Here is an 8,050-nt window from a genome sequence, read left to right on the forward strand (position 1 = left end):
GATTTTTATACATTATCATATATCATTGTCATCATCAAAATAACTTACGCCATTTTCAAACAAAATACAATCACAAGTTCACCGTTCTGAATTCCTCAACCAAAACATATCATCTTCATCCCATCTTCACATTCAGGCAGTATATTAATCTCATAGAAGATACCCAAACGTTTATAAAGTAAGGAGAGCCTATTATGAAAAAATCATTGTTTACATTACTTATGTTTATGCTTGTCTCTATGATGAGCTTGTCTTTTGCAGATGTTGAAAATTACGGTGCTACAGGTGCACTTGAAGATCAAAACACCACACTTGAAGAAATGTTGACTTATGCAATACAAGATGAATACACAGCACTTGCAGAATACAATTTAATTATGAACACTTATGGCAACATAAGGCCATTTTCAAGCATTGCACGTGCTGAAACTACGCACATCAGTTTACTAGAGCCACTTTTTAAAACATACGGCATTGAGATTCCTGTCAACGAGTCCAGTCAAATTGTCGAATTGCCTGAAAGTTTAACAGAAGCCTACAAGGCTGGTGTCGATGCTGAGGTCCTCAACATTGCCATGTATGAGTCTTTCTTAAAAGAAGATTTACCATCAGATGTTGCAGCCGTATTTCAATCTTTAAAAAATGCATCAGAAAACCACTTAAGAGCATTCAACAATCAATTAACCAGAACTTCTGGTTTCAGAAGAAACCAATAAGCTTAAAATCTTCCCTTTGATCTTAGAGTCTTAATCCAATTAGGACTCTATTTTTTTGTTTGTTCAAACAAGACATCATATGACATATCTGCCACATGAGAGATGGTTTGATAAATAGAACAGTATTCTGTTGCCAACTTAGCAGCTTGCTGAAGACCCAATTCTTTTTCTGCATTAAAAATCGTAAACTTAACATTCACCCATTTAAGTGTCGTTGGCACTTCAGTTCTCTTTTCACCGGAAACCAACATCTCTATACGTTCAAAGCCTATTCGCTTCTTTTTTGCAATGTCCAAAAATGTGGCATACAAACAAGAACCCAGCGCACCAAGCAACATATCATAAGGTGCAAGCATAGAATCTTCACCACCAATGAGAGCCGTTCCATGTGGTGCAATCAGCTCACCTTCAAACTCGTTTGAAAACTTTAAAAGAACTTCTTTTTTATCCATTTCGTGTCCCTCACTTTTTTATTATATCATATCATATTTTAGTATTTGATTTCTACTACCAACCTATGATATACTATTTTAAACCCCGGGTGTAGGGGGGTAATAATTTTGTGCATTTAAGGAGTTCATATGTCTAAACTAATTCCACTTCGTCAATGGATACAGCTTTTTTTCGGTTTTGTCGTCATGACCGCTGTATTTACCTTCAATATCAGTCTTTGGGTAATTTTTGGTATTGCCAGCCTACTTGGCATCGTCATGGGCAAGACCTTTTGCAAATGGATGTGTCCCATGGGGCTTATTATGGAGTGGATGTCTCGAGGTATGACTGCAGACCAGTCTGCCCAGCATAAGTACAATTACTATAAAGTGGGCTGTCCCATTTCTTGGATTCAAGGCTTTTTCAACAAAATCAGCTTCTTTAAGATTCAAACAGACAAAACATCCTGCACTTCGTGCGGCCTTTGTGATAAAACGTGTTACATTACAAAATTAGACAAATCATTCAGCTTCTTTAAAGCGGATAAAAGCACGCCAGGAGATGCCTTTAATTGTTCAAAATGTCTAGAGTGTGTTGGCGTCTGTCCAACAAACAGTATTGATATCAAACCAGACCCTCGTCTGTTTGATCGATAAATTTCTTAATTGAGGATTGCCTCAAAAGGGTAAGAATTTCTTACCACCACCTCATCTAAACGCTAGATTAAACCCTAGCGTTCTTTTTTGTTAATGTATTTGAGGTTCACATGTAAATGATTTGAATAGAAACCATTAAATATGGTAAAATTTACTTATGGAACACATTTTATGTTGCCACATGTTTGGGAGGTAAAATTGAGTCAAAATTCTAGCAAAAGAGCATTTAATATCATAAAGAGACGCTTTCTTATATACTTAGTCATTATCATTATTGGCCTTATCGCCATTTTTTCCATTTCACTATATTCAGGTGAAACCCTAAAAAACGATTCAAAGGCCATTAACATTCTTGGCAAGCAACGCATGATTACGCAAGCACTTTCGAAAAATGCAAGTCGTATTTCTGTCATATCTGATGCCTTAACCTCTAATAACAGCATTCAATCAAGCGATGTTTTGGAAAAAAAGCTATTGCTCACAAAATACAATCTACAGACAGATGCCGCTAAATTCAAACTGGTCTATGATAACTTGAGCAGGGGCTTTGTTCAGTTAGAAAATGAAAACGTTTATTTACCGACTCATGTTTTAGAAGAAATTTCATCTGAACTTTCAAACATTAAGCTTTTATGGCCTAAATTTGAATCCTCAATTCACGATGTGACGACCTTTGAGGTCAATACAGTAGAATTTAAAAATGCATTGATCTACATTAATGAAAACAATGAATCCCTTTTAATGCATACAGATCTCATGGTAAACGAATTTGAGCATAACATGCTTCACCAATATGATGTTTACCGCAACATTACCTTGTTTCTAATTGGGCTTGTGGTCCTCATCACTAGCTTTTTAATGTACCAAATGTATTCAGACCTCTTTAAAGCCCTAAATGTCTTTTACAAACAGATTGATAAACTCGGCCTTGAGCATGATCACGCACACTTCGATATAAAGGGTAAGGAGATTGCTGACGAAGTTGAGTCCATGTTTATTGGTTTTTCTGAAACCCTTGAACTTACCGAAAAGATAAACACACAGGATTCCTTTATTGAAACGCTAAATTATATTTATAAGTCATTTAATCATTTTTTACCTTACTCTTATATCGGCATTGCATTGATCGACGATCACAAACCTGTTAAAGTTGTAGCTTCATATGGCATTTCAGAAAACAAGCACAATGGCCTTTCAGAAGCACTCCTTGGACAAGAGGTAATACTTTCCGAAACCAGCCTTGAACAGATAATGGTTTTAAAGGAACCTAGGATAATTAATGATATTGATAAATACTTTGAAGGGCGTCCTATAAAGGCTTATAGTAAAATAATTTTAGAGCATGGCATAAAAGCTTCAATCACCTTGCCGCTTGAAGCAAACGGCATCCCATTAGGCTTTATATTCTTTTCAAGCGACCGAAAAAATGTTTATCACAAGAAACACGTTGAGTATTTAAAAATTATCAGCAACTCCATTGCACTTTCTTTTCAAAAGAATATTTTCGTTGACGATTTGGTCTATTCCAGTGTTTTAGCACTTGCAAAGCTCAGCGAGGCAAGAGATGAGGATACCGGTGATCACCTCATGAGAATGAGCCGTTATTCGGGTATAATCGCAAAAGCCTTAAAAGACACACCTGAATACAATTCAATCATCACAAATGAGTATGTCACGGACATTATTAAGTTCAGCCCAATGCACGATATCGGCAAGGTCGGCATCCCCGATCGCATCCTGCTTAAACCAGGCAAATTGACATTTGAAGAGTTCGAAATCATGAAGACCCATACAGCATATGGCGCTAACGTCCTTGCTGAGGCAGAGCAAAATATTAAAAAGAAGGGGCGAAGCTTGTTTAAAATGGGCATCGAAATTGCGCAGAACCACCATGAAAAATACGATGGCACAGGGTATCCAAATGGCTTAATAGGCGATGAAATCCCGCTTAGCGCAAGAATCGTAACCGTAGCAGATGTCTTTGATGCCTTACTTTCAAAACGACCTTATAAGGAACCTTTTACACTGGAAGAAACACTTAAGATTATCAGAGATGGCAAGGGCAAGCATTTTGATCCTGTAATTGTGGATGCCTTGCTATCCAGCCTAGATGAGCTCAACGAAGTTAGACATGGCTTTCTTTAAAACAACATTTGAGCCATCTTAAAATGACATTCCCGCTGACGCTGTTTGAGCCTAAACGTGCCTCACCACAGCTTTTGCTCAAAGTTTGTTGCATATAATCCTTGACCTTGTTTTGCCGCATCTAACCGTATTTCCCAGGTTGAAACTTCTTACTCAAAACGAATGATATATCATAAAGGGATTATCCAAATTAAATGGATAATCCCTTTTTATTGCTCTTTATCAGATTTATTGACCAATCTCTTACCTTTACTCGATTAGGTCTGCCGAAATTAAAAGGTTTTCAACGATTGATATGGCTTCAGCACACGTTAAATTTTCTTTTGGTTTTACCTCGTTCTTATCATTACCCTTGATTACATTTTTATCCTGTAAGAAGGCAACTGTCTTTACAGCCCATGGCGAAATATCATCTGCATCTACAAACTTAATATGATCATCATTTGTAGTCGATTGGATACCGGCAAGCACTAGAGCTTTAGCACTTACTACCATAGCCTCCTCACGTGTAATCAATTGGTCAGGATTAAAATAACCTTTTTCATCTCCAGAAAACAAGTCATAATCCCTTGCAACCTGTATTGATTGATAATAGATGTTATCTGCTTGTATATCCCCAAAGTTCTCACTGGTCTTAGGTTCGATAAGACCAAGAGCATTTGTGATATAATCAGCAAATTCTGCTCTTGTTATTTTTTGATCTGGCTTAAAGCTTTCAAAGTCTCTTAAAACAAGTCTAGATGCCATATTGTTGACCTGAGCTTCCGACCAATGTCCCCTTACTGCTTCCACAGTAATTGGATTATAAATCACCGTATAGGTTGAGTTCGTCAAAGATTTTACACTAACAAACACTTCTGCACCTTTACTGATAACTCTCGTCGGAATATGATACATCTTGTTGTTAAAGATCAAGACACCTGTGGTTATGTCACCAAGTGTATTGTCTGTCACAGGAATTTCACGTGCCACATAGGTCTTAAAGGTTTTTAATTCTACAGATTCATCGGTATCAGATGCTGTAGCGATTATTTTAAACTCCAATGGTGCAATGAGCATCTTTGTACTGCCATTATTTTCAACAAGCGCTTTTGCTTCTACCAATGCGTTTTCATCTAGATTGTTCACCTTGATGTCGATGACTATATTTCTGAGATTGCTTTCTGATTCAAATAATTTTGCAACTTCCAGAATATTGACTTCCTCAGCTGGCAATAAATAATTTGCCTTCGGTGTTTCTATAGAAATCACAAACTGATTTTCATCCATTTTTTTGACAATATCACCAGTCAATTTTACCAGCACCTGGTCGGAAGTACCCTGTGACGTCTTTATTTTAACCGTGTTTTGTGGTTTTGTTGCTGGATTAGGATTTTCATTGATTTTTGCCAAGGCCTCTTCTATCATGGTATCTATGGTTTCTGTGTTCACGACCAAAGTCAAAACCTTTTTACCATTTTCCTCAGTTGCTGACTCTTCACCTGCTTTGGCCACTTGGCCATTGACGATGACTTCGGAGCCTTCATCCGTCGGTGTGGTTGGGGTTGTTGATGTAACACCACCGCCACCACCTGACTCTGATTTTTCCCTTTCAACCGTGGCAAGAACCGAATAGGTTTTTACAGAATTATCCTCAGCAGTCACTTGAACTGTAATGGTATTGGCACCCCTTGTCAATGAAACTGCATGTGCTGTTCCACTTGTCACACTTGCACCATTTATTTTGATATTAGCACCTGCTGTTGCGCTTGTCGCCGTTACAGAAGTTGTCGCTGTTCCGGCTGTAAAACTTGCCGTATAGTTTTCTGTAGTTGGATCAAATACCGGAGATAATGTGGTTGAACTCAATGTTAAACCTGCTAGTTTATCTGAAGCCACCACCGCATTTATTAAATATTGCTTGGTTGTGAGTCCATTGTCTACAAGTACGGTAATCTGATTATCACCTGGCGTTAAAGCAATGTCGCCAGATGCTGAACCACTATTGACATTGATGTTATTTACCTTTATGGAGGAACCTGATGTCGCCACCGGTGTTACCCTTGTTGTCGTTGTTCCCACTGGCAGGATTACATCATAGGTAACCTGACTGCTAGAAAACACAGGACTCAAAGTACCACTAGTGATGGACAACCCAGTAAGTTCAGGATCAATTACAGCTGCAGCTACAATTGCATTGACTGTATAGGTTTTTACAGAACTGTCCTCAGCGGTCACTTCAATTGCGATATTGTTGGCACCTGTAGTCAAAGGCACCGTATATGGTGTGCCACTTGGCGATGATACCGAGTTGATCTTAATACTCGCACCAGAGGTTACCGTAACAGGTGTAATCGTTGTATTCAGAGTACCAGATGGATAATTTACGCTATAGCTTTCTGTTGAAGCATTGAAAGCTGGCGATAAATCGCCTGAGTTCAATGTCAAGCTTGATAATTGATTCGAAGCGACAATTGCGTTTATTGAATAATTTTTAGTTTCAGCACCATTGACCACAACAATTGGAATTGTGTTATCCCCAGGTGACAAGGCAATATCACCTGAAGCTGATCCACTGGTTACACTTACGCCACTAACCGTAATTGAAGACCCTGAGGTTGCAACAGGCGTTACATTGGTTGTAGTTGTACCTACTGGTAATATGGCTTCATAGGTTTCCTGACTGCTTGAAAATGCAGGATTAAGACTAGCATTATTCAAACTCAATGCCGTCAACTCAGGTGCTGATGCAACATCATTTTCAATATTGGTCAAACTTCCTGTTAAATCTGGGTCAAGACTGCAATAAAGTACGATTTGAGCAGATTCTCCAGCATTGAGGTTTCCCTTAGCAAAGGTCATCCCAATTAATGTATCTTGATTTGTCTCTGCAGTAAGCATTGCATCACCATCTGGATTGTACATGGCAATATTGTATGGGTCAGATGTAGAACCTATATTTGCCCGTGCCGTTGAGTCAAAAGCCACATAGAAGAAAGGTGTTCCAGTGACTGGGCCCTTTGAATAGACAAGCGCTTTTGAACTCGTCGGTGGATTTTGATCTACTTTATTCAAAGTATTAAATGTACTGTTATAATCTAAATCTTGATCGGGATCTAATACTCTAAAGTACCTCACATCATACAGTGTACTCGCAGTAATGTTTGTGAGTGTCACTTCAAGCTTAAAAAATATATCATCTTTATTTAGGGTCACTTTTTGTTGAACTTTCAATTTGCCATCATCCACAGTATGTAATGCAGAAAGCGTATCACCTGAAGACAAGTCTACCAAGGACATATTTTGATTAAAAGCGCCATTCAAACTAGGATTTACATTTCTTCTGATAACTGAGACGCCACCGTCTGTCTCCTTATAACCGATACCATAACCCTCTGCCGGTGATCCCGGTAGAAAGAAATCGCCATTTGTCATAGCGTTGTTGACATTAAAGCCATCTGCATCCATGACCATGCCAATATTGGTTCTACTGACCGGGTGAAAACCCGCGGGAGCAGCTTCACTCGCACCAAACCAACCATTGTTATCAATTCCAATTTCTACATAGTTCCCACCTAGATAAACATCGCCATTAACGGTCACACTTCTAGCACCCGGTAGGCTTGAAGGCAATGCATAAGTCATATTATACGGAAGTATAACCGTCGTTATAAGCACGAACATCAATACGAGGGATAATCCTCTTTTTTTCCTCAACTTCATAGTGTCACATCCTTTTCATTCTTGTCATTCTTGTTATTTTGCGCATCACTGTTTTTAGATACCCTAAGGCTTATTACATAAACAAAAAACAGGTATTTATAGGCTTATGAACCAATTTTATCAGTCTTATTTTGAGACAATTATTTCTCTTTTTGAGACATTAATAGCATTTACAAGCCGTTATTCCTGTTTATTCTCATTATGAGACAACTTTCACCATTTTAACTTGGCACGATCCTTGCTCTTATATAAGGGTAGAAGAACACAATTTATGGGAGCGTGAAATGATGAAAACTACTTCGAATGAAATTCAAAATTTAATACTGAGCACTCTTCAAAGAGAAGTTGCCCCTGCCATGGGCTGCACTGAGCCAGTTGCCGTTGCGCTTGCAGTTGCAA

The 8,050-nt window shown here is 38.4% G+C and carries 5 protein-coding genes; 3 read left to right on the plus strand and 2 right to left on the minus strand.

The features are described 5' to 3' along the window. The first annotated feature begins 194 nt into the window (after positions 1-194). Positions 195-716, plus strand: coding sequence for a DUF2202 domain-containing protein (locus AC220I_RS14555; RefSeq protein WP_486724579.1), 522 nt, complete (start codon positions 195-197; stop codon positions 714-716). Positions 717-763: 47 nt separating this feature from the next. Here AC220I_RS14555 and AC220I_RS14560 read toward each other — a convergent pair whose 3' ends face one another. Then, positions 764-1,168, minus strand: a complete 405-nt coding sequence (locus AC220I_RS14560; RefSeq protein WP_486724580.1) for an OsmC family protein — start codon at positions 1,166-1,168, stop codon at positions 764-766. A gap of 129 nt (positions 1,169-1,297) precedes the next feature. On the opposite strand from AC220I_RS14560, the gene AC220I_RS14565 reads away from it, so the two are divergent. Then, a complete protein-coding gene (locus AC220I_RS14565) occupies positions 1,298-1,804 on the plus strand; it encodes a 4Fe-4S binding protein (RefSeq protein WP_486724581.1) in 507 nt (168 codons plus the stop codon). Positions 1,805-2,002: 198 nt separating this feature from the next. After that, complete coding sequence (locus AC220I_RS14570; RefSeq protein ID WP_486724582.1) at positions 2,003-3,949, plus strand: HD-GYP domain-containing protein; 1,947 nt, start codon at positions 2,003-2,005, stop codon at positions 3,947-3,949. A gap of 249 nt (positions 3,950-4,198) precedes the next feature. Here the strand turns inward: AC220I_RS14570 and AC220I_RS14575 are convergent, their stop codons facing one another. Continuing rightward, on the minus strand, positions 4,199-7,651 hold the full coding sequence (locus tag AC220I_RS14575; protein ID WP_486724583.1) for a cadherin-like beta sandwich domain-containing protein: 3,453 nt from the start codon (positions 7,649-7,651) through the stop codon (positions 4,199-4,201). Between the last annotated feature and the right edge of the window lie 399 nt (positions 7,652-8,050).

This window comes from Fusibacter sp. (assembly GCF_057447755.1).